We start from the raw sequence: 25859 nt of genomic DNA, 5'->3' as shown, positions 1-25859 counted from the left end.
CCGGCGCGCCCCGCCCTAGTGGCCGAGGATCTGGGACAGGAATTTCTGCGTGCGTTCGTTCTGCGGGTTGCCGAAGAACTCCTCGGGGGCGTTCTGTTCGATGATCTCGCCCCGGTCCATGAAGATCACCCGGTCGGCCACCTGCCGCGCGAAACCCATTTCATGCGTGACGCAAAGCATCGTCATGCCCTCCTTGGCGAGCGACACCATCACGTCGAGCACCTCCGAGATCATTTCCGGATCGAGCGCCGAGGTCGGTTCGTCGAAGAGCAGCACCTTGGGCTGCATGCTGAGCGCGCGCGCGATGGCGACCCGCTGCTGCTGCCCGCCCGAAAGCTGGCCGGGGAATTTCTCGGCCTGTTCGGGGATCTGGACCTTTTCGAGGTATTGCATCGCCATTTCCTCGGCCCGGGCGCGCGACCATTTGCGCACCAGCATCGGCGCCAGCGCGCAGTTCTCGAGCACGGTCATGTGCGGGAAGAGGTTGAAATGCTGGAACACCATGCCGACCTCGCGGCGGACGCCGTCGATATTGGCGACGTTGTCGTCAAGGCTGGTGCCCAGCACGACGATGTCGCCGCTCTGGTGCTCTTCGAGCCGGTTGATGCAGCGGATCAGCGTCGATTTGCCCGATCCCGAGGGGCCGCAGATGACGATGCGTTCGCCCTGCTCGACCGTGAGGTCGATGTCCCTGAGCGCGTGGAACGCCTCGTAATACTTGTTCATGCCACGAATGACGATGGCCGGTTCGTTGCTTTGCGTCATTGCCCAGTCCTATCTGTCCCCGATATCCATGCGTCGCTCGAGATAGGCGCCGTAGCGCGACAGCGAGAAGACGAACGCGAAGTAGATCAGCGCGATGAATGTGTAGACCTCGACATAGGCGAAGGTCCATTCGCCCCGCCCGTAGGCGGCGTTCCCCGAGGCGAGGATCTCGAAGAAGCCGATGATGATCACCAGCGAGGTTTCCTTGAAGGTGATCACGAACTGGTTGATCGTGGCGGGCAGCGCGCTTTTGAACGCCTGGGGCAGCAGGATGCGCCGGATGCGCGCGCCGTAGCGGATGCCCAGCGCCTTGGCCGCCTCCTCCTGCCCCTTGGGCACCGCCTGCATGCCGCCGCGGATGATTTCCGCCTGGTAGGCGGCGAAGAACAGGGCCGAGCCGAGGATCACGCGGTAGAGCTTGTCCCCCGAGGCCCAGTCGGGCAGCACGAAGGGCAGCACCACCGCGAAGGTGAAGAGGATGGTGAGCAGCGGCAGCGAGCGCACCGAGTCGATGATGAGCCCGGTCAGCCGCGAAATCCACGGCAGCTCGGAGCGGCGCAGCAGCGCGAACACGATCGACAGCGGCATGCCCACCAGCGCGGTGGAGACGAAGATGAACACGGTGAGCGACAGCCCGCCCCATTGCTGTTCGTCCACCAGCGGCATGCCGAAGATCCCGCCCTTCATCAGGAAGTAGAAGGTCGCGAAGCCGCCGATCCAGATGATCGAGATGGCCTTGCCGCTCCAGAAGCGGGGGATGCAGCTCAGCACCGTCATCAGCACCACGACGATGCAGGCGAGGCCCGAGCGCCAGTGCTCTTCGTGCGGGTAGAGGCCGAAGAGGATCAGCCGCCAGCGCGAATCGATCACCGCCCAGCAGGCGCCGTCGGTCTGCTGGCAGGCCTCGGGGCCGCCCGCGTCCGAGAACACCGCCGACAGGATCGCCCAGTCGAACACGGTCCAGAAGATGTAGGCCAGCAGCGCGAAGCTGACGATCGACAGGATCGCGTTGGACAGGGACGAGAAATACCGCCGCCGGATCACCGCCAGCAGGCCCTCGCGTTCGATTTGCGCCGTTATCGCCATGCGCTCAGCTTCTCAGTTGGTCGCCCTTGAGGGCGATCGCGCGGTTGATGCGGTTCAGTACCGCCGCCAGCGTGAAGTTTATGAGCAGGAAGCCCGCCATCAGGATGCCGATCAGTTCGAGCGTCTGGCCCGACTGGTTGATCGAGATCGACACCACCATGAAGAAATCGGCGAACCCGATGGCGATCCCCATCGTCGTCGCCTTGACCAGCCAGATATACTGGTTGGTCAGGATCGGCATCATCGCGCGCAGCGCCAGCGGAAAGCGCACGCGGCTGAACACCTGCCAGGCCGACAGACCGACCGATTGCGCCGCCTCGATCTGGCCGCGGCCCACGGCCTTGAACCCGCCGCGCACGATCTCGGCGATGTAGGAGCCGCCGTAGATGGCGATGGACACCGCCAGCGCGGTGAGCTCGGTCGAGACCCGCACGCCGCCGCGATAATTCAGCCCCTTGAGCGCGGGAATGCTGACGAGCGGGGTGTCCGGAAGCCGCCCGAGCCAGAAGATCGCGGCCATGAGCAGCGCCGCCGCGGCGAGGATGAGCAGGCGCAGCCGGGTCTTGCGCGCCGGCTCCATCCGGCGGAACCGCTGCGCGGCGGTGATCCAGACGATCACGCCCAGCCCCGCGAGGAAGACCACGATCCCGAGGAATGCGGAAAGCCCGGTGATGTTGAGGCCGGGCACGTATATGCCCCGGCTCGACAGGAACATGCCGTCGGCGAGCGAAATCGCCTGGCGCGGTCCGGGGAAACGGGTGAAGACCGCGTACCAGAAGAACACCTGGAGAATGAGCGGCACGTTGCGGAACGTCTCGACGTAGATCGCGCCCAGCAGGCGGGCGAGATCGTTGGACGAGGTGCGCGCCATGCCCACGATCACGCCGATCACGGTGGCGAGGACGAGGCCGATCGCGGCGAGGAACAGCGTGTTGAGGAACCCCACCAGCAGGACGCGCCAATAGGGGTCGCTGGCGGTGAATTCGATGAGCGAAAAGCTGACCTTCCAGCCCGTCGACTTGAACAGGAAATCGAAGCCGGAGATGATCCCCAACTCGTCGAGATTGGCGCGCGCGACCAGCGCCATGCCGAGGACGAGCGCGACGAACCCGCCGACATAGGCGACCTGCAACGCGGTGTTGCGCAGCTTCAGGTTGTTCCAGAGGCGGATCATGGGCTATTCCGGGGCGTGGAAACGGAAACGGCCCCACCCGTCGGGCGGGGCCGCATCAGTGGTTTAGATCAATCGAAGACCATCGGGTAGTGGATGCCGCCCTCGTTCCACAGCTTGTTGAGGCCGCGGGGCATCTTGTACTGCGACTCCTCGCCGATGTTGCGGGCAAAGATTTCGCCATAGTTGCCGACGTTCTTGATGACGTTGTAGGCCCAGTCGTCCTCGAGCCCGAGCGGGCCGCCGATGCCCGGCGTCGCGCCCAGCATCTTGCCCACTTCGGATGTCGGCGGGTTGGCCTTCATCTCGTCCACGTTCGCGGAGGTGACGCCCTCCTGTTCGGCGAACCAGAGCGCGGAGAACACCCAGTTCACGAGGTCGATCCAGCGGTCGTCGCCCTGGCGCATGATCGCCACCTCGGGTTCGAGCGCGAGCACGTCGTCAAGGATGATGTGATCCTCGGGGTTGTCCGCGACGGCGCGCGCGATGCCGGTGACCGGGCCCCACTGCGCGTATGCGTCGCAGCGGCGCGAGAAATAGGCCTCGCGCAGTTCCTCGGTCTTCTCGAAGAGCACCGGCTCGACCGTGATGCCCTTGCGGTCGGCGTAAGCCGCCACCTGGCGTTCGATGGTGGTGCCCGCGGGGATGCAGACCGAACCGCCGTCGAGTTCGGCCACCTCGGTCACGCCGAGATCCTTGTGAACCATCACCACGGTGGTGCCGAGGTAATAGGGACGCGAGAATTGCAGGCCGAGTTCGTTGTCGCGGCTGAATGTGCCGCCCGAAGCCTTGATCACCACGTCCACATCGCCCGATTGCAGCGAGGGCCAGCGTTGCGCCCAGCTTACCGGGACGACGTTGAGCGAATCGTCATCGCCGAAGATCGCCACCGAAACGGCGCGGCACAGGTCGATGTCGAGCCCGGTCCAGTTGCCCTTGTCGTCCACCTCGGCGAAGCCGAGATAAGAGCCGTTATGGCCGGTGCAATTCAGTTGGCCGCGCTCCTTCACTTCTTTCAGCGTCGGGCCGTCCTCGGCCTGGGCGGGTAGCGCCAGCCCCGCCGCCATCAGCGTGGCGGCCCCCAATGTGGCAAACAATTTCCGTGTCATGCAATCTCCTCCTCTGCTATGGCCCGGTTTCATCTTATCATACATATTACAAGTTCACCTGCAAATGTTCATATTACCGCTTCCTCGAGAAACGGCTCGTTCCTCACGATGCGATCAAAGCCGAGCGGCGTAAGGTCCAGCGTCCGGTAGCTTCCGTGCACGATCAGTTCGGCCACGCCGCGCCCGACCGCCGGGGACTGTTGCAGGCCGTGCCCGGAAAAACCGTTGGCGAAGACGAAGTTGCCCACTTCGGGGTGAAAGCCGACGATGGCGTTGTGATCGAGCGTGTTGTAGGCGTAATGCCCGGTCCAGAACTGGCGCACCTTGAGCGCGTCGAACTGCGGGATGCGGTTATAGAGCGCGGGCCAGATGTAGTCTTCGAACTCGTCATGCTTGGTCTCGAAATCCTCGGTGTCGGCGGGGCCGTCCGGGGTGGGCGTGTTGCCGGTCAGGAACAGGTCATGTTCGGGGCGCACGAAGGCGCCGACGGGATCGATGACGTTGGGCATGCGTCCCGGAATCGGCGTCGCGCTGGCGAAGACGAAACTGTGCCTCTTGCGCGGCTCCACGGGGATGGAGAGGCCGGCCATGTCCGCGACGCGGGCGGCGCGCGGCCCGGCGGCGTTGACCACGACGCCGCACTCCACCACCTCGCCGGTGGCGAGGGTGACGGAGGTCACGCGGTCGCCGTCGCGGGTCAGCGCCGTGACCTGATTGTCGATATATTCCGCGCCGTTACGGCGCGCGGCGCGGCGGAATCCGTTCATCAGCCCGACCGAATCGAACCACCCTTCGGCCCGCGCCCCCCATGAGCCGCCGCCGAGGTCGTCGACATTGAGCCAGGGAAAGCGGTCCTTCAGCGGGCCGGGCTCGAGAAAGACGGTATGCGCGCCATGCGCGCGTTGCAGGTCCACCCGCGCGCGGGCCGCCTCGACCCCTTCGGGGGGGATGCAGTAGAGGTAGCCGTGTTCGCGAAAGCCGAGATCGGGCGCGGCCTCGCCCTCGTAAAAGGGGCGCATGCGGTCGCGGAAGGTTTCGATGAACTCGACCCCGAACTGGCTGATGCGAATATTGATCGGGTTGGAATACTGCTGCCGGATGGCGCTGGTGCTGAGCGCGGTCGAGGAGAATTCATAGGAACTGTCCCGCTCGACCACGAGGATCGCGCCGTCGAAACCCGCGTCGGTCAGCCAGTAGGCGATGGACGACCCGATCACCGCGCCGCCGACGATGACAACGTCGTAGCGGTTGGCGCGCGGGGGTTTGTATGCCGGGATCGCCATGATCATTCCTTTCCCATGCCCGCCGGGGCGCCTCTGCGACGATTCGCCACGTTCAGCCCTTGCGGAAATGCGCGATCAGCGCGTCAGAGCCGCGCGCGACCAGCCCGAGATCGGCGCCCACCGCGACGAAGGTGAAGCCATCCGCGATGTAACGCTCCGCATCCGCCTGCATGGGCGCGAGGATCCCGGCGGCCTTGCCTGCGTCCTGCGCGGCTTTCAGCACGCTTCCGATCGCCTGCTGCACGTGGTCGGCGCCCGCATTGTGCATCGCGCCCATGTTGGTCGAAAGATCGCCGGGACCGACGAAGAGCACGTCGACGCCCTCGACCGCGGCGATCTGGGACGCGTTGGCGACGCCTTCCTTGCATTCGATCTGGAGGATCAGCATCTGGTTGCGCGGCGCGTTGGCGTGATAATCCTTGACCCGCCCGAACCGGTTGGCCCGGTGCCCGACCGAGAAGCCGCGGACGCCCTCGGGCGCGTAGCGCGCGCTCGCGACGATCTGGCGGGCCTGTTCGGCGGTCTTCACGTTGGGGATCATCAGGCTGCGCGCGCCGGCGTCCATGAACTGCTTGACCAGCGTCGGGTTGTCCTCGGGCAGGCGCACGCAGGCCTCCACGTCATCGGCGCCCACGGCCTGCAATTGCGCGACCACGCTGAGAAGGTCGTTGGGGCTGTGCTCTGCGTCGATCAGCAGCCAGTCGCAGCCCGACCCGGCCATCACCTCGGTCACCAGCGCCGAGCCGAGCGAACACCAGAGGCCGAGCTGGGTCTGACCCTGCGCCAGCGCCTCTTTCACCGAATTGCGTCGTTCCTGCATGATTCCCCCCGATTTGCGCCGGTCGTTGATTACAGTCTGGTTGAATTCGTATGATGTATGATATTTGTTTGTCCAGAGTTGATTTGTCGCCACTGCGCCGTCGCGCGGCCGACTGGCGCGAGGATAAGGAGAAAAGATATGCGGATCGGATTCATCGGACTGGGCGTCATGGGCGCCCCGATGGCGCGCAACCTGCAAGACTCGGGACACCAGATCATCACCACGCTCAACCGCTCGCCCCTGCCGGAGGGGATCGAGGCCGAGGTGCTCGACACCCCCGCCGAGGTGGCGGCCAAGGCCGAGGTCGTCATCACCATCCTGCCGGACACGCCCGACGTGGAGCGGGTGCTGATGGGCGAGAACGGCGTGCTGGCGGGCATGGACAGCGGCAAGCTGATGATCGACATGAGTTCGATCAGCCCGATCGAGACCGCGCAGATGGCGCAGGCCTTTGCCGACAAGGGCGTCGATTGGGTCGACGCGCCGGTGTCGGGCGGCGAGGTCGGCGCGAAGAACGCGACGCTCACCATCATGTGCGGGGGCGCGCAGGCGGCGTTCGAGCGCGCGAAGCCGCTGTTCGAGACGATGGGCAAGAACATCACGCTCGTGGGCGAGAACGCCGGCGCGGGGCAGACCTGCAAGATCGCCAACCAGATCATCGTCGCGCTCAATATCGAGGCGGTGAGCGAGGCGCTGGTCTTCGCCAGCAAGGCGGGCTGCGATCCGGCGAAGGTCCGCGATGCGCTGATGGGCGGGTTCGCGTCGTCGAAGATCCTCGAGGTGCATGGCGAGCGAATGATCAAGCGGACGTTCGAACCGGGTTTCCGTATCGGGCTGCACCAGAAGGACCTGAACCTTGCGTTGCAGAGCGCGCGCAGCCTGAAGGTGGCGCTGCCCAACACCGCCACCGCGCAGGAGCTGATGAACGCCTGCGCGGCGCAGGGCGAATCGGATGCGGACCATTCCGGCCTCGTGCGCGCGCTCGAGCGGCTGGCGAATCATTCCATCGGATAACGCGGGAAAAGGAGCGGGATCATGCGCGGAAGCGGAAAGGCGGATGTGTTCGCGATGCTGGCCCACCCGGTCGGCCACGCCAAGTCACCTGGCATGTTCAATGCGCTGATGGAGCAAGAGGGGCTCGACAGCCTGATGGTCCCCGTCACCTGCAAGCCCGAGCATTTCGACACGCTCTGGGCCGGCCTGAGCGCGATGGAGAACCTGCGCGGGATGGTGATCTCGGTCCCGTTCAAGCAGCGCGCCTATCAGAAATGCGCTACCGCGCATCCGCGCGCCGAACGGGTGGGCGCGGCCAACACGGTGATTCGCGGGGCCGACGGGCGCTGGCACGCGGACAATTTCGACGGTGTCGGGTTCATGGACGGACTGGCGCAGGCCGGCATCAGCGTGCGTGGACAGAGCGTCCTTCAGGTCGGCGCGGGCGGGGCGGGCGCGTCGCTCGCCTATTGCCTGGCCGAGGCGGGGGCGGGCGCGGTCACCATCAGCGACATCGACCCGGCGCGCGCCGAAACGCTGGCCGGGCTTGTCGCGCAGGCCTTTCCCGAGTGTGACGTCAGCCCCGGCCCGCCCGACCCGAGGGGGTGCGAGATCGCCATCAACGCCACGCCGATGGGGTTGCGCGCGGACGATCCTTACCCGCTTGACATCGAAGGGCTGCGCGCCGGGATGACGGTGGTGGACATCATCATGGACCCGCGCGAAACCCCGCTGCTGAAATACGCAGCGGAACTGGGCTGCCGGGTGCAATACGGCCAGCCGATGATGGATTGCCAGATGGCCGCGATGCGCGACTGTCTCGGCGTTCTGAACGGGCCGAAACCATGAGCGCGCGGCGGGCGGTCGTTGTCACGGGGGCGACCTCGGGGATCGGACGGGCGATCGCGCTGCGCTTTGCCCGCGACGGCGCAGGGGTGATCGTGTCCGGGCGCAACGCGGAGCGCGGCGCGGCGGTGGCCGAAGCCTGCAGGGAGGCCGGGGGCGATGCGCGATTCGTCGCGACCGACCTCGCCGATCCGGCATCGGTGGAGGCGCTGGCCGGAGCGGCGCGCGAGGCCTTCGGCCCGGCGGATGTCCTCGTCAACAGCGGCGGCGTCCTGCAAAGCGGGACCCGTGTGCTCGACCAGGATCTCGAGGAGGACGAGGCGCTCTGGCGGACGAATTACCGCGGCACGCTGCTGGCCTGCCAGGCGTTCGGCCGGATGATGCGCGACGAGGGGCGCGGCGCGATCCTGAACGTCGGCTCGCTCGCATCCTTTGCGCCCTTGTCCCTGCCCGCCTACACGCCGGGCAAGCACGCGGTGCTTGCGCTGACGCAGATGCTCGCCGCCGAGCTGGGGCCGCACGGGGTGCGCGTCAACGCGGTTGCGCCCGGTTACACCATCTCCGACGGGCTGAAGGCGAAGATCGCGGCAGGCGAGAGGAACCCCGAGGCGATCCTCGCCACCACGGCGCTGCGCGCCTTCGTCAAGCCCGAGGAGGTGGCCGAGGCGGCGGAGTTCCTCTGCTCCGGGCGCGCGGCGGCGATCACCGGCGTCACCCTGCCGGTCGATGCCGGCTGGCTCGTCCAGGCGCCTTACGCGAGCTACCTGCAAGGCAATCCGATCCGCGAGGGATAGCCGTCGCCCGCCCGGCGCGACGGACATTCCGCCCCCACGCGAGAGCCGGCGCTTGCCCTCGCCGGCCCGCGCGCGTAAACCCCGCGCGACAGACCTGCAAGGGACAGGACGATGCCCGTTCTCGTGATGAAATTCGGCGGCACCTCGGTTGCCAATCTCGACCGCATCCGCCGCGTGGCCAAGCGCATAGGCGTGGAGGTGGCCAAGGGCTACGACGTGATCGTCATCGTTTCGGCCATGTCCGGCCGGACAAACGAACTGGTCGGCTGGGTGAACGAGATCGCCCCGCTTTACGATGCGCGCGAATACGACTCCGTGGTGTCCTCGGGCGAGAACGTGACCGCCGGGCTGATGGCGCTGACCTTGCAGCAGATGGACGTGCCGGCGCGCAGCTGGCAGGGCTGGCAGGTGCCGCTACGCACCAACTCGGCCCATTCCGCCGCGCGGATCGAGGAAATTCCGACCGACAACATCAACGCCAAGTTCGCCGAGGGTATGCGCGTGGCCGTGGTCGCGGGCTTTCAAGGGGTCAGCCCGGAGGGCCGGATCACCACGCTCGGGCGGGGCGGTTCGGACACGACCGCGGTGGCCTTCGCCGCCGCGTTCGAAGCGGAGCGTTGCGACATCTACACCGACGTGGACGGGGTCTACACGACCGATCCGCGCATCGCGTCCAAGGCGCGCAAGATGGACCGGATCGCCTTCGAGGAGATGCTGGAATTGTCCAGCCTCGGGGCCAAGGTGCTGCAAACCCGTTCCGTCGAGCTCGCCATGCGCTATAATGTGAAGCTGCGCGTGCTCAGCAGTTTCGAGGAACCGTCGGACGACGCGGGCACGCTCGTCTGCGCCGAGGAGGAAATCATGGAATCCAACGTCGTATCGGGAATCGCCTACAGCCGGGACGAGGCCAAGATGACGCTCATCTCGGTCGCCGACCGCCCCGGCATCGCGGCGGCCATCTTCGGCCCGCTCTCGGAGGCGGGGGTCAATGTCGACATGATCGTGCAGAACATCTCGGAAGACGGACGCACCGACATGACCTTTTCCTGCCCCACCGAGCAGGTCAAACGCGCCGAGAAGGCGCTCCAGGACGCGGCCGAGCGGGGCGAGATCAACTATCACGACCTGGTCGCGGACACTGACGTGGCCAAGGTTTCCGCCGTCGGGATCGGCATGCGCAGCCAGTCCGGCGTCGCCGCGCAGATGTTCCGCACGCTCAGGGACGAGGGCGTGAACATCAAGGTCATTTCAACCTCCGAGATCAAGATTTCGGTGCTGATCGACCGGAAATACATGGAACTCGCCGTGCATGCGCTGCATGATGCCTTCGGGCTGGACAAGGCGGCCTGACCGCGCGGGGCCGCCTTGGTCCGGGCCGCTGCGAATGGGCCGGGGAATGATGGCGAGATGAGCGAGACATTCCAGACCGACAGCCGCCAGATGCTGGGCCGTTTGCGCGCCGTGCTGGCCGAGGACGCGGGCGGGCAGACGCGGCTCGATCAGATCACCCGGCTCATCGCCGAGGAAATGCGCACCGAGGTGTGCTCGATCTACCTCTTTCGCGACGAGGACACGCTTGAGCTCTGCGCGACCGAGGGGCTGAACCCGGACGCCGTCCACAAGACGCGGATGAAGCTGGGCGAAGGGCTGGTCGGGCGCGTGGCGCGCACGGGGCGGGCGCTCAACACCGACAACGCGCCGGCGACCCGCGGTTTCCGCTACATGGCCGAGACCGGGGAAGAGGCCTATTCCTCGTTCATGGGGGTGCCGGTGCAGCGGCTTGGCGAGAAGCTCGGCGTGCTGGTCGTGCAATCGCGCGAGGCGCGCCATTTTTCCGAGGAAGAGGTCTATGCCGTCGAGGTCGTGGCGATGGTGCTGGCCGAGATGGCCGAACTGGGCGCCTTCGTCGGCGAAGGCGCGGCGATGTCGGCGCGTCATCAGCAATCGGTGCTCATCCGCGGGGCCACCGCGCAGGAGGGCGCGGCGCGCGGCCATGTCTGGCTGCATGAGCCGCGCGTCGTCGTCACCAACCTTATCGCCGAGGACCCCGACCAGGAGATCGCGCGCCTGAACGCCGCGGTCGAGGAGTTGCGCGTCGGCGTCGACCGCATGCTGAGCTTCGCGCGCAGCGGCGACAAGGAACAGCTCGAGGTGCTCGAGGCCTATCGCATGTTCGCCAACTCCAAGGGCTGGATGCGGCGGATGGAGGAAGACATCCAGCTTGGCCTGAGCGCGGAGGCCGCCGTCGAGAAAGAGCAATCGACCGCGCGCGCCCGCATGAGCCAGGTCAGCGACGCCTACCTGCGGCACCGGCTGGACGATCTCGACGATCTTTCCAACCGCCTGCTGCGCATCCTGACCGGACAGGGGAACGAGGCCGGCGTCGACATGCCGACCGATCCGATCCTGATCGCGCGCAACATCGGGCCGGCCGAGCTCCTGGACTACGGGCGCCGGCTGCGGGGAATCGTGCTCGAGGAGGGGGCGGTTGGCTCTCACGCCACGATCGTCGCGCGCGCGCTGGCGATCCCGCTGGTGATCCACGCGCGGCGCATCACGACGGAGGCGCTGAACGGCGATCCGATCCTCGTCGACGGCGACCAGGGCGTCGTGCACCTGCGGCCGGGCGACACGATCGCCGCCGCCTTCCGCGACAAGATGGCGATGCAGGCCAAGGCGCAGGAACGCTATGCCTCGATCCGCGACAAGCCGGCGAAGACGCTGTGCGGGCGGACGATCTCGCTCACCATGAACGCGGGGCTGATGGCCGATTTGCCGAGCCTTGAGGGTTCGGGCGCCGAGGGCGTTGGGCTCTTCCGCACGGAATTGCAGTTCCTCATCCGCAGCCACATGCCCAAACGCGCCGAACTGAGCGAGCTTTACGCCCGCGTCATGGACGCCGCGGGCGGGCGGCGCGTGGTGTTCCGCACGCTCGACATCGGGTCGGACAAGGTTCTGGCCTACATGAAGCCCACGGACGAGCCGAACCCGGCGATGGGCTGGCGGGCGGTGCGCGTCGGCCTCGACAAGCCGGGGGTGATGCGGATGCAGCTTCAGGCGCTTATCCGCGGCGCGGCGGGCCGGCCGCTTTCGGTGATGTTCCCATTCGTGGCGCAGCGGGCGGAATACGACGCCGCGCGCGCCGAGATGGACAAGGCGCTGGCGCGCGAGCGCATCCTCGGCCACCCGCTGCCCGAAACGCTCGAGCTGGGGGCGATGCTCGAGACGCCGAGCCTCGCCTTCGCGCCGGACAGCTTTTACGAGAACGTGGATTTCCTGTCGATCGGCGGCAACGACCTCAAGCAGTTCTTCTTCGCCGCCGACCGCGAGAACGAGCGCGTGCGCCGCCGCTACGACACGCTCAACGTCAGTTTCCTGACCTTTCTGCGCAGCATCGTCGCGCGCTGCGAGGCGTCGGGCACACCGCTTGGCTTCTGCGGCGAGGACGCGGGGCGCCCGGTCGAGGCGGCCTGCCTCGCCGCGATCGGACTGCGCAACCTGTCGATGCGCCCGGCCTCCATCGGGCCGGTCAAGTCGATCCTGCGCCGCACCGACCTGCGCGAACTGAACCGCATCATCGAAGAGGCGACAGCGCGGGGCGATCAGTCGGTGCGCGGGGCGGTGATGGAATACCTGCGCGGAAAATTCTGAGACGCCGGACCCCAGGGAGGGAACCGGCGACCTCGGACATGACGACCCGTCGCGCTCAGGCCCGGCGCCGTCCGATCAGGCCGAATGCGCCCAACGCGGAAATCAGCAGCAACGCCCCCGCCGGCAGCGGGATCGTCGGGATCGCGTTGATGCCGACGCGGATCTTGTAGCTGCCGTCGTTGTCGTCATAGGCGCCGGGGACGCCGTTGAAGGCGAAAGCGTCGGGCACACCGAAGAAAACGCGAGTCGCCCCGGTCGGCGCCACGAACTCATGAAAGACACCGCCTGAGGTCTGCCCGTCCCCGATGAAGAAGACCTGCCCGAGACCCGGGCTGAGCGAGGCGAAGTCTGTTCCCACCACCGCAAAGTCGAGCGTCGTGGGCATCGGGCCGCCCGAGGGGATGCTGCCGTCCAGAAACACGCCCACCAGAGCGCCCTGAGTGCCCTTGTAGCCGGAAATGCCGCCGAAACCCGCGATCGTCGAACTGGTCAGGCTCGAATTTCCTTCCGGGCCGAAGAAGCCGTTCAGGTTGCCGTTGAAGAAGTTGATCCCGCCCGAGACCGGATCGAGCACGCGGACGATATCGCCGCCCGCCACGCCAAGAGAGGGCGGAAGCGTCTCCTTGGCCTCCTCGGGCGTCGAGTTGCCATGGCGCAGCATTCCGTCATCGGTCGCCGGATTGTTGTCGCCCCATGGCGCCGACGGGTCCGGGATGGTCAGATCGGTGCGGCCCGCCAGGAAGATGGCGTCGGTGCCCTGAATGGTGATGTTGTAGGTCGACGCCGAAACCGGTGCGGCCAGGGCGGCGGCAACGGCCGTCCCTGTCAGCGCTGCAATCAGTAAACGATTCATGAAACTCTCTCCGTAAAATGACGCCGCATCTTATCACGCGACCGATGAGCGGCAAAATAAAAGAAATCCGGCGAGACGGCGAATCGCGGCATCTACGTGGAAACAATCTGTTTCCCGATCAATGGGTGATCGGCGGCGTCTCCACCCGGGCGCGGAACGCGGTCACGAGCGTTGCGTGTTCGCGGTCCGCTTCGATCGCCAAGCGCCGCAGCCCGAAATGCACATGCGCCATCTGCTGGTAGTAGCTGGTGTAAGCGTAATTCGTCGCCGCCCCCGCGGCCGCGCCCAGCACCGGCACCGTCTGCGCCGCGAGTTTCTGACCCAGCACGGTGGCGAGCCGCGGCGCAACCCGGTTGATCAGGGACTGCAATGATTTGCCGGTGACGGCGACCCGCGTGCTGAGGAACGCGAGATCGGCCCCGTCGTCGTGATCGAGCGGCCCGGCGGCGGCGAAAACCTCGATGCAGTCGAAACGCACCCCCTGCTCGGCCGGATCGAAGCCGTGTTCGGCGGCCACGTCCTGGATCGCGCGCAACAGGATCGTCGTGGTGATCGGCAGCTCGGCCAGCGCGCTCGGCAGGCCGCCGAAACCGCCCGCCGCGCCCATCGCCGTGGTCGCCGCGCGGTTGAGCCAGCCGGGCTGGCCGCCCACCATTCCGCGCGATCCCTGCGCCGCGCTCATCGCGAGGCGCAACGCCTGTTCGGTGCTGTCGCCCAGCCGGTTGCGGATCTCGGCGGGCAGCCGGTCGAGCAGCTTCTCGGCCTGCCCGCCGACGACGTTGAGCACCTGTATGCCGAGGTTTCCGGCGCGCGCGTGCCGCCGCGCCAGCGCGTCTAGACGCGCCTCGATTTCCGCATCATCGATGGGGGGGCCGAGAATATCCATGCAGATCAAGATCGGTCCATCCGTCCCCGATTTCAAGCGGCGCGCGTCACCTCACCGCTGATCCCGTCCCATGCGCCGGGCGCGAGCGCGCGGCCCAGCACGCGCGCGGGGTTGGTCGGCGGCGGCATCCGCACGCCGTCGAGCCGGGCAAAGCCGAACCGCCCGTAATAGGGCGCGTCCCCCACCAGCATCACCCGCGTCCAGCCGGCATCGGCGGCGCGCTGAAGGCTCTCGCGGATGAGGAAGCCGCCCAGCCCCTCGCCCTGCCGCGTCGGATGCACCGCGACCGGTCCCAGCAGCAGCGCCCCTGCCCCGCCCACGCGCACCGGCCAGTAGCGGATCGCCCCGCCCAGCGCGCCGCCGTCGTCGCGCGCCACGAGGCTGAGACCCTTGACCGGGGGCGCGCCGTCGCGGAGGCGGTAGGACGACAGCGCCTCGCGCCCGGGCGCGAAGCAGAGATCGAAGAGCGCCTCGACCTCCCACCAGTCATCCGCCGTCTCGCCGTAAAGCTCCAGCACGCCCGCCCTCTCCGTCCTGCCCGATTCCGGGTGGCAAAGCGCGTAGCACGGCGCTATGCCCGGCACAAACCGGATGAGGAGTTGCGCGGGCGATGTTCTACGAACCAAAAGACGGGCACGGCCTGCCGCACAATCCGTTCAACGCCATCGTGTCGCCCCGGCCGATCGGCTGGATTTCCACCCGGGGCGCGGACGGGGGGCGCAACCTCGCTCCCTATTCGTTCTTCAACGCCGTGGCCTACGCGCCGCCGCAGGTCATGTTCGCCTCGACCGGGGCCAAGGATACGCTGCGCAACATCCGCGACACCGGCGTGTTCTGCACCAACGTCGTCGGCCACGAGATGCTGCACCCTATGAACGCCAGTTCCGCTCCCCTGTCCCGCGACGCGGACGAGTTCGACCGCGCGGGCCTGACCGCGATCGCCTGCGCCACGATCGACTGCCCGCGCGTCGAAGGCGCGCCCGCCGCGCTGGAATGCCGGATGACCCGTATCCTGGAACTGGAGGGCGACGCGAATTACGCCATCTTCGGCGAGGTGACGGGCGTGCATATCCGCGACGACTGCCTGCGCGACGGGCGCTTTGACGTGACCGCGTTCCGCCCGCTCGCGCGGCTGGGATACAAGGACTACACCACGGTTCGCGAGGTCTTCGCGCTCGACCGGCCCGAAGATTGAAGCGGCGCGCAGGTTTCCCCGGCGAAGCTTGCGAAGGTTCCTGGAAAAGTCGTCACGCCCCGCCATTCAGCGCAGGAACAGCGTCTGCGCCAGCGTCATCCAGAACGGCAGGGTCAGCGCGCTCAGCAGCGTCGATTGCGCCACCAGCGTCGCCGCGAGCGCGCGGTCCGCGCCGAACCCGGTCGCGATCACATGCGCCGAGGAGGTGGTCGGCAGCGCGGCGAAGACCATGAGCGTCGCCACGTACGGCCCCGTCGCGCCCAGGATCAGCGCCGGCCCGGCCACCAGTGCGGGCAGCAGCAGCAGCTTCACGCCGCAAAGCGTGCCGCCGAACCGGTCGAGCCGCGCCAGCGCGCGCCAGTTCATCGTCGCCCCGACCGAGATCAGCGCGATCGGGATCGCCGCCTCCGCCAGCAGCCTCAGCGGCGCGAGCAGCAGGCCGGGCAGCGCAATGCCCGACAAACCGACCAGAACGCCGCCCAACGATGCCAGCAGGAACGGGTTGAGCGCGACCCGCCGGACCGTGGCCCCCGCCCCCAGCGCGCCGCCGCGCGACAGGGCCGAGACGGCGAAGACATTGGCCAGCGGCACGGCCAGCCCGATGGTCACGGCCATCAGCGCCGGCTCCGCCCCGCCCAGCGCCCCCGCCGCGACGATGCCGATGGCGGAATTGAAGCGCCACGCGGTCTGCCACGCGCCCGCGAAGTCTAGGAAGGCGGGCGGTCCGAACCGCCGCGCGGCGTAGCCCGCGACGAGCCCGCAGAGCAGGATCGCCCAGACGGCGGGCGCGATCGTCGCCACCGCATCGAGCGGGATCGGGCGCGAGGACGCCGCCACGAAGAGCAGCGCGGGAAAGAGGATCTCGTAATTCAGCCGGTCGAGCCCCTGCCAGGCGTTCCCCGAGAGCCGCCCGCGCACCAGCCCGCCGAGGCCGACCAGCAGGAAGGACGGCGCCAGCCCTGCGAGGATCGCCCAGAAGGTCATCGGCGGAAATGCGTCATGCCGCGCGAGCCGGGCCTAATGGCCCGCCCCCAGCACGCCGGTGCGCACGCCGTAATCCACGGCGATGGCGTAATCGGGATCGTCGTCGCTGTCGACCATCAGGTGCCCCGCGCGGGTCAGCAGGCGGTGGCAGTCGCGGCTGAGATGGCGCAGCATCAGCCGCTTGCCCGCCACCTCGTATTTCAGCGCGAGCGCCTCGATCGCCTGAAGCGCGGATTGGTCCACCACGCGGCTGCGGGCGAAATCGACGATGACCGTGTCGGGGTCGTCCTGCACGTTGAAGAGTTCCGCGAACCCCTCGGCGGAGCCGAAGAACAGCGGCCCTTCGATCTCGTAGACCTTGGCGCCGGCCTCGGTCGCCGAGGGACGCTCGACCGCTTGGATGCGCTTGGCGTTGTTCCAGGCATAGGCCAGCGCCGAGACGATGACGCCGACGATCACGGCGATGGCAAGGTCGTATTTCACCGTCACCAACGTCACCAGCACGATCACCAGCGCGTCCGTCAGCGGCACCTTGCGCAGGATCGTCAGGCTGTTCCACGCGAAGGTGCCGATCACCACCATGAACATCACCCCCACGAGGGCGGCGAGCGGGATGATTTCGATCACCGGCGCGGCGTAGAGGATGAAGACCAGCAGGAAAAGCGCCGCCGCGATGCCGGCGATGCGCGTGCGCCCGCCCGATTTCACGTTGATCATCGACTGCCCGATCATCGCGCAGCCGCCCATCCCGCCGAAGAATCCTGTCAGCGTGTTGGCCAGCCCCTGCGCGACGCATTCCTGGCTCGCCCCGCCGCGCTTGCCCGTCATCTCCCCGACGAGGTTCAGGGTCAGCAGGCTCTCGATAAGGCCGATGGCGGCGAGGATCACGGCATAGGGCAGGATGATCTCGAGCGTGCTGAGATTGAATGGCGCGAGCGCGGTTCCGTAGATCCCCGTCCCCTCCCCGAAGGGGTTGTGGAAGGACGGAAAGCCGCCCTGGATCGAGGCGAGGTCGCCCACCCGCGGCACGTCGAGGCCGAACGCGATGACAAGCGCCGCCACCACGCCGATGCCGGCCAGCGGCGCGGGGATCACCCGCGTGACGCGCGGCATCACCCAGATGATCGCCATCGTCAGCGCCACCAGCGCCAGCATCGTCGCCAGTTCCGGCCCGGCGAGCCATTCGCCCCCCGACATGCCGTGCCCGGTGTTCTCCATGCTGCCCGGCACCTTGAACTGGCCCATCTGCGCCAGGAAGATCACGATGGCGAGCCCGTTGACGAAACCCAGCATCACCGGATGCGGCACCAGCCGGATGAACTTGCCCCAGCGCAGCACGCCGGCCATGACCTGCAACAGCCCCATCAGAACCACCGTGGCGAAAAGATACTCGACCCCGTGCTGCGCCACGAGGCTGACCATCACCACGGCGAGCGCCCCTGTCGCCCCCGAGATCATGCCGGGCCGCCCGCCGATCAGCGCGGTGACCAGCCCGACGAGAAAGGCGGCGTAAAGCCCGACCAGCGGATGCACCCCGGCGACGAATGCGAACGCCACCGCCTCGGGCACCAGCGCGAGCGCGACGGTGAGGCCCGACAATAGTTCGATCCGCAGGCGCGCGGGGGTGAAGGACTGGTCTTGCATGACGCCGAGATCGGGCGCGCTGATGCGTCTGGCGAAGGCCGCGAGGATGGCTTGTCTCAAGGGGATCCGATTTCCATGTTGTGCCGTTAGGAAGCGTCCCTCTACATCCTCGCGCCGGCTTTGACCAGAACCCGGCGCGGCGCGATCGGGAAGACAGGCCCTTCGATGTCCTGGAAATCCCCGAATACGCCATCGGCACTTATAAAACCCGCTTTCCATCCCGGCCGCGGCGCGCGACACTCCGCCCGGGCGAGCGAACGGAGCGTGCGAATGGGAAACCGGATGATGATCGGCGTGATCGGCGGATCGGGGCTCTACGGGATGGATGGATTGCGCGACGCGGAATGGCGCAGCGTGGACACGCCCTGGGGCGCGCCGTCGGATTCGATCCTGACCGGCGCGCTTGACGGGACGCCCGTCGCCTTTCTGCCCCGGCACGGGCGCGGGCATGTGCATTCGCCCTCGTCAGTCCCCTACCGCGCCAACATCGACGCGCTGAAGCGGCTGGGCGTGACGGACGTGATCAGCGTGAGCGCCTGCGGCTCTTTTCGCGAAGAGATGGCGCCGGGCGATTTCGTGATGGTCGATCAGTTCATCGACCGCACGCGCGGGCGCGCGACGTCGTTCTTCGGCGCCGGCTGCGTTGCGCATGTAAGCGTCGCCAACCCGACCTGCGCGCGCCTTTCGGCGGCCTGCGCGGAGGCCGCCCGCGCCACGGGCACCCGGATGCATGACGGCGGAACCTACCTCGCGATGGAGGGACCGCAGTTCTCCACGCTGGCCGAGTCGCGGCTTTACCGAGAGGTCTGGGGCTGCGACGTGATCGGCATGACGGCGATGCCCGAAGCCAAGCTCGCCCGCGAGGCGGAGCTTTGCTATGCCTGCGTGGCGATGATCACCGATTACGACAGCTGGCATCCCGACCACGGCGAGGTGGACGTGACCGCAATCATCACCACGCTGACGGAGAATGCCGCCAGGGGCTGCAAAATGATCGCCGGGCTGCCGGCGCGCCTCGAACCGGACCGCCCCCCCTGCCCCTGCGGCTGCGACCGCGCGCTGGAGCACGCCCTGCTGACCGCGCCGGGTGCGCGTGATGCGGACCTCGTGGCGCGGCTCGACGCGGTGGCGGGACGGGTTCTGGACCCGCCGTCGACCTAACCCCCGGGACAGGAGAAACACATGCCCCTCGACCTCTGGCTCGCCTTCGTCGCGGCCTCGACCGCGCTCTTGCTCATTCCCGGCCCGACCGTTCTGCTCGTGCTGTCCTACGCGCTGAGCCACGGGCGACGGGTGGCGCTGGTCTCGGCCGCCGGGGTGGCGACGGGCGACCTCGTGGCGATGAGCGCGTCGCTGGCGGGACTCGGCGCGCTGGTGCTTGCCTCGGCCATGCTGTTCACCGTTCTGAAATGGGTCGGGGCGGCCTACCTCGTCTATCTCGGGGTCAGGCTGCTGCGCAGCGCGCCCTCGGGCGGGCTCGAGGCGGGGCGCGCGGGGGCGCGGTCGGGCGGGCGCGGCGTCTTCTGGCACATGGCGGCGGTGACGGCGCTCAACCCGAAATCCATCGCCTTCTTCATCGCCTTCGTGCCGCAATTCGTCACGCTCGACGCGCCGCTTGCCCCGCAATTCGCGATCCTCATCGTCACGTTCGTGGGCCTCGCGGCGGTAAACGCGCTCGCCTACGCGCTGCTCGCCGATCGGCTGCGCGGGGCGATCCGCCGGCCCGCTGTGATCACCTGGATCACCCGGACGGGCGGCATGGCGCTGATCGCGATGGGCGCGGCCACGGCCCTGATGCGGCGCGCCTCATGAGCCGGGAGATCAGCCCATGAAAACCGTTCAGGACTACATTCGCACGATCCCCGATTTCCCGCATGAAGGGATCCTTTTCCGCGACGTGACCACGCTCTTCGCCGACCCGGAGGGGTTTCGCATGGCGGTGGATCAGCTGGCGCAACCCTTCGCTGGCCAGGGCATCGACAAGGTCGTGGGGCTCGAGGCGCGGGGTTTCATCCTGGGCGGCGCGGTGGCGCGCCAGATCGGCGCCGGGTTCGTGCCGGTGCGCAAGGCGGGCAAGCTGCCCGGCGCGGTGATCGCGCAGGACTATACGCTGGAATACGGCGCCACCACGGTCGAGCTGCACGAGGATGCGTTTCAGCCGGGCGAGACGATCCTGCTGGTCGACGACCTGCTCGCCACCGGCGGCACCGCCGAGGCGGGCATCCGCCTGGTCGAACGACTGGGCGGAAGGATCGTCGGCTGCGCCTTCGTGGTGGACTTGCCGGATCTGGGCGGCAACGCGCGGCTCAGGGCGCTCGGGTTCGACGTGCGCGCGCTTTGCGCGTTCGACGGCGCCTGACCCGGGCGTTCAGCGCAAAAGAGTCGAGTAATGCAGCATCCCCCAGCTGGTCAGCTCACGGTCGGCCCGCGCCCAGAGCGCGCCCATGCCCACGGGGTCGATGCGCGCCGCGCGTGCGATCTCGGCCAGGGAGCGGCGGCCGTTGATGGCGCCAATCAGCGGGGCGATTTCCTTGCCCAGTTCCAGATGGCTTTCCACCCCGGCGAAGGGCAGCTTGATCCGCTGCCCCTGCGCGATCCCCTGCGCGAGCTTTTGCGGCGCGATCCCCCGGATATGCGGGATCAGTCCGAGCTTGCGCCCGCTCGCGAGCACAACCGGCGCGTCACTGGCCACGGCGTAGCCCACATGCGTCTTGATCGTGCCGCGCAGCTTTTCGGCCAGCGCCATGCGGGTGGCGGCGTCGAGATGATCGGGAATCCTGATGTCGGTCAGCCGCTCCAGCTCGTAGAGCGCGGGCATGGCGAAGCCGCTCAGCCGCCAGCCCGTCGCCTCCATCACGCCAAGCAGTTCGGACACCGAAAACGCACGATCCTGCGAGTGCAGAAGCAAATCGTAGAACCCCGCATCGCTGTCCTTGTGATCCCCGACGATTGCGTTGCGCTTGAACGGGTGGGCGTCGGGGACGGATCGCATGATCCCGCGCGCCGCCTTCAGCCGCGCCGCGGGCGGCATGTCGCCGAGCAGCGTGGCGAAGGCCTGTTGCAACGGGTAGACGCCTGCGCGGCCATGGGGCGCATAGACCATGAAACCCATGCCGCCCCCCGGCGCCAGCGCGGCGCGCAGGGCGGCGAAACCCTCGGCCGGGTCCGGCAGGTGATGCAGCACGCCGCAGCAGTCGATGTAGTCGAACGCCCCGAGGTCGGGCGCGTCGAGCAGGCTGCCGGTGAGAAAGCGGATATTGGTGAGCTTGCGCGCCTGCGCCCGCGCCTCGGCCACCTTGCGCGCGGCGGTCGAGAGGTCGAGATAGGTGATCTCGGCCGGTCTGCCCGCCTGGGCGAGGATCTGCGCTAGCTGGATCAGCCCGTCGCCGGTGCCGCCCCCCGCCACCAGCGCGCGGAAGGGCTGCGCCCAGTCGCGCTGTCCGCCGAACACGAAGTGGTCGATCTCGAGCGGGTGCGAGGGCGAGCCGGTGACGAGGCGCTTCGCTTCGTCCGCGGGGTCGCGTTCGGGGTATGGATAGGCCTCGTACTGTTCGCGGACCTGGCTCATGCGGCGTGCCTTTGGCTGTCTTGAGTATTTATGGAATGATGAAAGTGCGGGGATGAAATTGGCCTGCGATCCTGCCCCGGGAGGGGCGTCGCGTCAATCGGATCGGCGCTTGACCGGGGCGCCGGGGCGGGGCATCACGCGAGCATGATGATCTACAAGATATTGCGCGCCGGGGAATGGGCCGCCCTGCGTCTTGACGGGGAAACGGCGGGCGCGCCGGTCGATGTCGCCGATGGGTTTGTGCATTTCTCGACCGCCGGGCAGGTGGCGCAGACGGCGGCGAAGCATTTTGCCGGGGAAGAGGGGCTGATGCTGCTGGGCGTCGAGGCGGAGCGGCTGGGGGATGCGCTGAAATGGGAGCCGTCGCGCGGCGGCGCGCTGTTTCCGCATCTCTATGGCCGCTTGCGCCTCAAGGATGTCGCTTGGGCGCAGCCGTTGCCGCTGCAGGATGGCGCGCATGTCTTTCCGCCGGGCTTGGAATGAGCGTGCGGGAACGGATCGGCCTTGGCCTGCTGCACCGGATGGACCCGGAGCGCGCGCATGGCCTCGCGCTGCGCGCGTTGCGCAGCGGGCTCGCCCCCCTGCCCGCCCCGGTGACGAGCGCGCGGCTGCGCACGCGGCTGGCGGGGCTGGATCTGCCCAACCCGATCGGTCTTGCCGCCGGGTTCGACAAGAACGCCGTGGCGCTGCATCCGCTTGCGCGGGCGGGGTTCGGGTTCATCGAGGCGGGCGCCATCACGCCGCGCGCGCAAGAAGGCAACCCGCGCCCGCGCCTGTTCCGGCTGGCGCAGGATCGCGCGGTCATCAACCGGTTCGGGTTCAACAACGCCGGCATGGAGGCGGCGAGGGCGCGGCTGGCGCGGCGGCCGCGCACGGCGGTGATCGGCCTCAACCTCGGGGCGAACAAGGACAGCATTGACCGGGCCGAGGATTTCGCCCGCGTTCTGGCGCGCTGCGGGCCGTATCTCGATTTCGCGACGGTCAACGTGTCCTCGCCCAATACCGAACGTCTGCGCGAGTTGCAGGGGCCCGAGGCGCTGGCCGCGCTGCTGACGCGGGTGATGGAGGCGCGCGACTGGCTCGAGACGCCGATGCCGGTCTTTCTCAAGATCGCGCCGGATCTCGGGGATGCGGAACTGTCGGAGATCGCCGAGGTCGCGCAGGCCGCGGGCGTCGCGGGGATCGTCGCCACCAACACGACGCTGGCGCGCGACGGCCTGACCGGCGCGGCGCGCGACGAGGCCGGCGGGCTCTCGGGCGCGCCGCTTTTCGAGCGTTCGACACGGGTTCTGGCGCGGCTGTCGCAGGTGACGGACGGACGGATGCCGCTGATCGGCGTCGGCGGGATCGCATCGGCGGCGGACGCCTATGCCAAGATCTGCGCGGGCGCGGGCGCGGTGCAGCTTTACTCGGCGCTGGTTTACGAGGGGCTTGCGCTGCTGCCGCGCATCGCGCGGGGGCTGCACGACCTGCTGGCGGCGGATGGGCATGAGAGCGTGGCCGAAGCGGTCGGCAGCAGACGGGAGGACTGGCTATGATCACCTATTGGCACAATCCGCGCTGCTCCAAGTCGCGCGCGGGGCTCGCGCTGCTGGAGGAGCGCGGGGCGGATGTCGCGCCGCGGCGCTATCTTGAGGATGCGCCGGACGAGGCGGAGCTGCGGAAGGTGCAGGCGTTGCTGGATCGGCCCGTCGCCGACATGCTGCGCGCCGACGCGGCGAAGCGTCTTGCCGGGCAGGACGATGACGCGCTCCTTGCCGCGATGACGCGCGATCCGGCGCTGATCGAGCGGCCGATCGCCTTTACCGCCCTTGCGGCCGTGATCGGACGCCCGCCCGAGGAGGTGCTGCGCCTGCTCTGAGCCGCGCGCGCCTCAGGCCGCCGCGCGCTCGAGCGCCGGGTAGCGCAGGGCGAGCGTCAGACCGCGCACCGCCAGCGACAGAAGCAGCGCCAGCCACAGCCCGTGATTGCCGAAGACGGGCGCCAGCAGCAGGACCGCCGCCGCATAGGACAGCAGGCTGACCGCCATCATGTTGCGCATGTCGCCCGTGCGCGTCGCGCCGATGAAGATGCCGTCTAGCATCCAGGCCGCCCAGCCGATCACCGGCGCTGCGACCATCCAGGGCAGGTATCGCCCCGCCTCGTCCTGCACCTCGGGCGCGCGCGCCATCACCGCGATCAGGAGCGGGCCGAACAGCGCGAAGACCACGGCCAGCGTCGCGCAGATAGCCAGCGCCCACTGGCCCGTCACCACGGCGGCGCGGCGCAGGCGGGCGGAATCGCGCGCGCCCATCGCCTGCCCGACCAGGGTTTCGGCGGCAAGCGCGAAGCCGTCCATCGCGTAGGAGGTGACGTGCAGGAACTGAAGCAGCACCTGGTTGGCGGCCAGCGTGACGTCGCCGAAATCGCTGCCCAGGAAAAGGAACGAGACGAAGATCGCCTCGACCATGATGGAGCGCAGCAGGATGTCCGAATTCACCACCGCCATCCGGCGCAGGCGAACGGGATCGAAGACGCGCGGCCAGTCGCGCCAGGCCGGCGCGCGGAACGCGTCGCGGCAGAGCCAGAACCCGAAGCCGAGCCCGCCCCATTCCGCGATGAAGGTGGCGAGCGCCACGCCCTCCACCCCCCAGCCGAGGCCGAGCACGAACCAGAGATCGAGCAGGATGTTCAGCCCGTTCATCAGCACCTGGATCGCCAGCACCGCGCGGGTGCGCTCCAGCGCGATGAGCCAGCCGCTCATGCCATACAGCGCGATAAGAGCCGGGGCGCTCCAGATGCGGATCTCCATGTAGCCGCGCGCCAGCGTCTCGACCTCCGCGCTGGCGGGGGCGAGGCGGAAGGCGCCCCAGAACAGCGGCAGTTGCAGCGCGATGAGCGCCGCCCCCGCCGCCAGCCCGATCATCAGCGACCGGGTGAGCAGCGCCGCCACCTCTGCGCCATGCCCCGCGCCGTGCGCCTGCGCGGCCAGTCCGCTGGTGCCCATCCGAAGGAAGCCGAACAGCCAGTAGAGCGCCGTCAGGATCACCGCGCCGATCCCGACCGCCCCGATCGGCGCGGCTTCGCCAAGCTGCCCGACGACGCCGGTGTCGACCAGCCCGAGGACCGGGATCGTGGCGTTCGAGACGACGATGGGCAGCGCGACGTTCAGCACCCGGCGATGGCTGATCGCCGCGCGCCGCGGGATCGTTTCAGACATCGCGGCGGGGCATCAGGAAATGCCCGCTCGCCTGCGCGAAGGGGCGGCTCCGGTTGTCCTGCCACGCCTCCACATGCACGCTGGCGTAGCGCCGCCCCGAGCGGCTGATCTGCGCGCGCGCGTAGGCGTCGCGCGGCAGGCCGGTGCGCAGGTAGTCGATGGTGAAGTCAATGGTCTTGGGCAGGCGCGGCATCCGTCCCGCGGCGAGCGTCGCGGGATCGATCGCGCCGCTTTCGATCTCGGGCCAGAGCACCGCCCAGCTGAGTCCGATGATCGCCGTCACCTCGAGAAAGGCCGCCGTCGCGCCGCCATGCAGCGCCGGCAGGATCGGGTTGCCGATCAGCTTGTCGTCGTAGGCCATCACGCCGGTCAGTTCGTCGCCGCGCCGGTCGAACCCGATCCCGAGAAAGCGGATATAGGGCACGCCCGCCACCAGCGCGGCGAGCGCGTCGTCGCGGCGCTGCTTGACCACCTGTACCGGTTCGGGCCGGGGACGCGCGGGGGGCCGTTCGCTCATGACCGGGGCGCCACGGTGAACGTGCCGGTGGCCGTCGCCACCGGGCGCGCGTCGTCGTCGTCAAGCGCGCTGGCCCGCACGAAGGCGACGGAGCGCGTGACATGGTAGCATTCGGCGCGCGCGCGAATGGTCTGGCCCGGCGTGGCGGCGCGCATGTAGTCGATGCGCAGCCCGAGGGTGGCGGTGCTGCCGCCCGCGTCAGGGTGGCACATCGCGGCGGCGCCGCAGCAGGTGTCCATTAGCGCGCTCACCGCGCCGCCGTGGATGACGCCGGTTTCGGGGTCGCCGACGAGGTCCTCGGACCAGGGCATCGACAACTCGGCGCGGCCATCCTTCATGGCGTGCGCGGTCATGCCCAGCGCCACCGCGTGCGGCAGCGCGCGAATGAACCCGAGTCCGGGGTGATCGTCCTCGTCCATGGCGTCGCTCGTCATGGGGATGGAACCTCTTGCTGCTGCGCGGCGTCGCGCCGTTATCGTCGGATGGCCCGCGATG

Annotated in this window: 27 protein-coding genes; 12 read left to right on the top strand and 15 right to left on the bottom strand. The window is 68.3% G+C overall.

Annotated elements, in window-relative coordinates; all coding sequences use genetic code 11:
* Window positions 1–15: 15 nt before the first annotated feature.
* From D6850_RS03415 to D6850_RS03390, 6 genes are all read right to left on the bottom strand, one after another.
* Window positions 16–765: an amino acid ABC transporter ATP-binding protein gene (locus tag D6850_RS03415; protein ID WP_121163788.1), complete on the bottom strand. Its 750-nt coding sequence runs from the start codon at window positions 763–765 to the stop codon at window positions 16–18.
* 9 nt (window positions 766–774) lie between these two features.
* Window positions 775–1851 carry an amino acid ABC transporter permease gene (locus D6850_RS03410; RefSeq protein ID WP_121163786.1) on the bottom strand — a complete coding sequence of 359 codons (1077 nt, stop codon included), beginning with the start codon at window positions 1849–1851 and terminating at the stop codon, window positions 775–777.
* Window positions 1852–1855: 4 nt separating this feature from the next.
* On the bottom strand, window positions 1856–3025 hold the full coding sequence (locus D6850_RS03405; RefSeq protein ID WP_121163784.1) for an amino acid ABC transporter permease: 1170 nt from the start codon (window positions 3023–3025) through the stop codon (window positions 1856–1858).
* Window positions 3026–3093: 68 nt separating this feature from the next.
* Window positions 3094–4131 carry an amino acid ABC transporter substrate-binding protein gene (locus D6850_RS03400; RefSeq protein WP_121163782.1) on the bottom strand — a complete coding sequence of 346 codons (1038 nt, stop codon included), beginning with the start codon at window positions 4129–4131 and terminating at the stop codon, window positions 3094–3096.
* 68 nt (window positions 4132–4199) lie between these two features.
* Window positions 4200–5414, bottom strand: coding sequence for an NAD(P)/FAD-dependent oxidoreductase (locus tag D6850_RS03395; protein ID WP_121165064.1), 1215 nt, complete (start codon window positions 5412–5414; stop codon window positions 4200–4202).
* Between the two features lie 52 nt (window positions 5415–5466).
* A complete protein-coding gene (locus D6850_RS03390) occupies window positions 5467–6234 on the bottom strand; it encodes an HpcH/HpaI aldolase family protein (RefSeq protein ID WP_121165062.1) in 768 nt (255 codons plus the stop codon).
* Between the two features lie 138 nt (window positions 6235–6372).
* Between D6850_RS03390 and D6850_RS03385 the strand changes: the two genes are divergently transcribed.
* From D6850_RS03385 to ptsP, 5 genes are all read left to right on the top strand, one after another.
* A complete protein-coding gene (locus D6850_RS03385; protein WP_121163780.1) occupies window positions 6373–7248 on the top strand; it encodes a 2-hydroxy-3-oxopropionate reductase in 876 nt (291 codons plus the stop codon).
* 21 nt (window positions 7249–7269) lie between these two features.
* Window positions 7270–8076, top strand: a complete 807-nt coding sequence (locus tag D6850_RS03380; RefSeq protein ID WP_121163778.1) for a shikimate dehydrogenase family protein — start codon at window positions 7270–7272, stop codon at window positions 8074–8076.
* Window positions 8073–8867, top strand: coding sequence for an SDR family NAD(P)-dependent oxidoreductase (locus D6850_RS03375; RefSeq protein WP_121163776.1), 795 nt, complete (start codon window positions 8073–8075; stop codon window positions 8865–8867). Before D6850_RS03380 ends, D6850_RS03375 begins: the two co-directional genes overlap by 4 nt.
* A 111-nt stretch (window positions 8868–8978) precedes the next feature.
* Window positions 8979–10217 carry an aspartate kinase gene (locus tag D6850_RS03370; RefSeq protein WP_121163774.1) on the top strand — a complete coding sequence of 413 codons (1239 nt, stop codon included), beginning with the start codon at window positions 8979–8981 and terminating at the stop codon, window positions 10215–10217.
* Window positions 10218–10274: 57 nt separating this feature from the next.
* Entirely contained in the window at window positions 10275–12518 is a 2244-nt protein-coding gene (ptsP, locus tag D6850_RS03365; protein WP_121163772.1) for a phosphoenolpyruvate--protein phosphotransferase, read from the top strand.
* A 55-nt stretch (window positions 12519–12573) separates the two neighbouring features.
* Here the strand turns inward: ptsP and D6850_RS03360 are convergent, their stop codons facing one another.
* From D6850_RS03360 to D6850_RS03350, 3 genes are all read right to left on the bottom strand, one after another.
* Window positions 12574–13371, bottom strand: a complete 798-nt coding sequence (locus tag D6850_RS03360; RefSeq protein WP_121163770.1) for a VPLPA-CTERM sorting domain-containing protein — start codon at window positions 13369–13371, stop codon at window positions 12574–12576.
* A gap of 118 nt (window positions 13372–13489) precedes the next feature.
* Complete coding sequence (locus D6850_RS03355; RefSeq protein WP_121163768.1) at window positions 13490–14257, bottom strand: EcsC family protein; 768 nt, start codon at window positions 14255–14257, stop codon at window positions 13490–13492.
* Between the two features lie 32 nt (window positions 14258–14289).
* Entirely contained in the window at window positions 14290–14775 is a 486-nt protein-coding gene (locus D6850_RS03350) for a GNAT family N-acetyltransferase (protein WP_121163766.1), read from the bottom strand.
* Window positions 14776–14867: 92 nt separating this feature from the next.
* Here D6850_RS03350 and D6850_RS03345 point away from each other — a divergent pair, with 92 nt between their 5' ends.
* Entirely contained in the window at window positions 14868–15452 is a 585-nt protein-coding gene (locus D6850_RS03345) for a flavin reductase family protein (RefSeq protein ID WP_121163764.1), read from the top strand.
* 66 nt (window positions 15453–15518) lie between these two features.
* On the opposite strand, the gene D6850_RS03340 is transcribed toward D6850_RS03345, so the two are convergent.
* Window positions 15519–16436 (bottom strand): AEC family transporter, encoded by a 918-nt coding sequence (locus tag D6850_RS03340; RefSeq protein ID WP_121163762.1) that lies wholly within the window; start codon window positions 16434–16436, stop codon window positions 15519–15521.
* A gap of 33 nt (window positions 16437–16469) precedes the next feature.
* Window positions 16470–18080, bottom strand: a complete 1611-nt coding sequence (locus D6850_RS03335; protein WP_121165060.1) for a SulP family inorganic anion transporter — start codon at window positions 18078–18080, stop codon at window positions 16470–16472.
* A gap of 270 nt (window positions 18081–18350) precedes the next feature.
* On the opposite strand from D6850_RS03335, the gene D6850_RS03330 reads away from it, so the two are divergent.
* Genes D6850_RS03330 through D6850_RS03320 form a run of 3 tightly spaced genes read left to right on the top strand, consistent with a single transcriptional unit; the run spans window position 18351 to window position 20439 of the window.
* A complete protein-coding gene (locus D6850_RS03330; RefSeq protein WP_121163760.1) occupies window positions 18351–19241 on the top strand; it encodes an S-methyl-5'-thioadenosine phosphorylase in 891 nt (296 codons plus the stop codon).
* Window positions 19242–19262: 21 nt separating this feature from the next.
* The gene (locus D6850_RS03325; protein WP_121163758.1) at window positions 19263–19892 is read left to right on the top strand and encodes a LysE family translocator; all 630 of its coding nucleotides are present in this window, start codon (window positions 19263–19265) and stop codon (window positions 19890–19892) included.
* Between the two features lie 16 nt (window positions 19893–19908).
* The gene (locus D6850_RS03320; protein ID WP_121163755.1) at window positions 19909–20439 is read left to right on the top strand and encodes an adenine phosphoribosyltransferase; all 531 of its coding nucleotides are present in this window, start codon (window positions 19909–19911) and stop codon (window positions 20437–20439) included.
* A 9-nt stretch (window positions 20440–20448) separates the two neighbouring features.
* On the opposite strand, the gene D6850_RS03315 is transcribed toward D6850_RS03320, so the two are convergent.
* Window positions 20449–21648 (bottom strand): class I SAM-dependent methyltransferase, encoded by a 1200-nt coding sequence (locus tag D6850_RS03315; protein ID WP_121163753.1) that lies wholly within the window; start codon window positions 21646–21648, stop codon window positions 20449–20451.
* A 144-nt stretch (window positions 21649–21792) separates the two neighbouring features.
* Here D6850_RS03315 and D6850_RS03310 point away from each other — a divergent pair, with 144 nt between their 5' ends.
* Genes D6850_RS03310 through D6850_RS03300 form a run of 3 tightly spaced genes read left to right on the top strand, consistent with a single transcriptional unit; the run spans window position 21793 to window position 23509 of the window.
* Window positions 21793–22131, top strand: a complete 339-nt coding sequence (locus tag D6850_RS03310; RefSeq protein ID WP_121163751.1) for a DUF952 domain-containing protein — start codon at window positions 21793–21795, stop codon at window positions 22129–22131.
* Complete coding sequence (locus D6850_RS03305) at window positions 22128–23186, top strand: quinone-dependent dihydroorotate dehydrogenase (RefSeq protein ID WP_121163749.1); 1059 nt, start codon at window positions 22128–22130, stop codon at window positions 23184–23186. Before D6850_RS03310 ends, D6850_RS03305 begins: the two co-directional genes overlap by 4 nt.
* The gene (locus D6850_RS03300) at window positions 23183–23509 is read left to right on the top strand and encodes an ArsC/Spx/MgsR family protein (RefSeq protein ID WP_121163747.1); all 327 of its coding nucleotides are present in this window, start codon (window positions 23183–23185) and stop codon (window positions 23507–23509) included. Before D6850_RS03305 ends, D6850_RS03300 begins: the two co-directional genes overlap by 4 nt.
* A 12-nt stretch (window positions 23510–23521) precedes the next feature.
* Here D6850_RS03300 and D6850_RS03295 read toward each other — a convergent pair whose 3' ends face one another.
* Genes D6850_RS03295 through D6850_RS03285 form a run of 3 tightly spaced genes read right to left on the bottom strand, consistent with a single transcriptional unit; the run spans window position 23522 to window position 25798 of the window.
* A complete protein-coding gene (locus tag D6850_RS03295) occupies window positions 23522–24847 on the bottom strand; it encodes an MATE family efflux transporter (RefSeq protein WP_121163745.1) in 1326 nt (441 codons plus the stop codon).
* Entirely contained in the window at window positions 24840–25364 is a 525-nt protein-coding gene (locus D6850_RS03290; RefSeq protein WP_121163743.1) for a PaaI family thioesterase, read from the bottom strand. Before D6850_RS03290 ends, D6850_RS03295 begins: the two co-directional genes overlap by 8 nt.
* Window positions 25361–25798, bottom strand: a complete 438-nt coding sequence (locus tag D6850_RS03285) for a PaaI family thioesterase (RefSeq protein WP_245964080.1) — start codon at window positions 25796–25798, stop codon at window positions 25361–25363. The genes D6850_RS03290 and D6850_RS03285 overlap by 4 nt, the downstream gene beginning before the upstream one ends.
* Window positions 25799–25859: the final 61 nt, after the last annotated feature.

The sequence above is a fragment of the Roseovarius spongiae genome, assembly GCF_003651245.1.
GTDB lineage: Bacteria > Pseudomonadota > Alphaproteobacteria > Rhodobacterales > Rhodobacteraceae > Roseovarius > Roseovarius spongiae.
Note: the sequence above shows the minus strand (reverse complement) of the source record. Positions and strands in the feature narration are given on the sequence as shown.